The sequence below is a fragment of the Deltaproteobacteria bacterium genome (genome assembly GCA_003194485.1).
Lineage (GTDB): Bacteria > Desulfobacterota > Dissulfuribacteria > Dissulfuribacterales > UBA3076 > UBA3076.
Map to the genome: position 1 here is coordinate 1 of PQXD01000086.1, position 1,060 is coordinate 1,060.

Consider the following 1,060-nt stretch of genomic DNA (forward strand, 5'->3'; position numbering starts at 1 on the left):
GGAATAAGGCTCTTATGACAATGAATCTCAATAATCAGCATTTCCAGAAAGTCCAGAGGGGCATAAGGCCAAAATTTGGCCGAATCGAAATCTTCGGCTGATATGATTTACGGGACACGCTCTTAAGAAGAGTGAGAAATTGGGGGACTTAATAAATGGTGGTAATTATGCAAAAGGCTCTACGGACGAATAATGCCGTTTCAGCCTTGCCAGATCCCGGGGCGTGTTTATACTGGAGAGACATTCAAAGGAGGGACATACTTTTAGGATATCAGCAGGACTGACAATTCGGCACGGCACGTCTTTCACCAGAGACTTAAGGCTTAAGTCACCGGAATTGATTCGGTGATCAACAATGGGGAGGAGGGATTTATGATAGATGGCATGCAGTGGTTCAAGACCATGGGGTGTGACAGGTATGACAACAGGAGCCCATGCAGGAATCTCCCACATCAGATTGAGCAATTCCGAATTCAAAAGCGGCATGTCACATCCCAGTAAAAGTACCCTTTCTCCCTTTGCATGGCGGAGCGCACTTTGAAGCCCGGCCAAGGGGCCCAGTCCGGGCATGATATCCGGAAAAACAGGAAGCCCTGAATAGGAATATGGTTCAGGCTCGTCAGCTATAATGATAACTTCCAGGCACGCGCCAATGGCCGCCTTTGCCACGGCATCTATAACATGGCCGGTAAGCCAGGGGGCCAGGGCCTTGTTGCTGCCAAATCTCCTGCTTTTACCGCCCGCCAGGATGGCAGCCGAACGTGATGGACGTGAAGGATTTGGTGATTGAGGAATTGAGGGGTTATATTCAATATAATGCATTCAATGAACCCTTGAACACTTCAGCCTAAAACCCTTCCCATCTTTGAACCTGTGAACGGTTGCTAATAATGATTAGTGATTCAGTGTTATCAAAGTAAAAGTAAATATTCAGTGAACCCGTTATATCCTGCCTTGAAGCGGTTACCTTTTTTCGGGTTTCAAAGCTCACTCATCGCAGACCGGAGAGGCAGTGCAATCCGGCCCGCGATCGAAACCCTGCAAAAGGCAAACCGCTTCT

The 1,060-nt window shown here is 47.9% G+C and carries 1 protein-coding gene; it reads right to left on the reverse strand.

Going from position 1 to position 1,060, the window contains the following annotated elements; translation table 11 throughout:
• Nucleotides 1–165: 165 nt before the first annotated feature.
• Complete coding sequence (locus tag C4B57_12275) at nt 166–822, reverse strand: hypothetical protein (protein PXF50190.1); 657 nt, start codon at nt 820–822, stop codon at nt 166–168.
• Nucleotides 823–1,060: the final 238 nt, after the last annotated feature.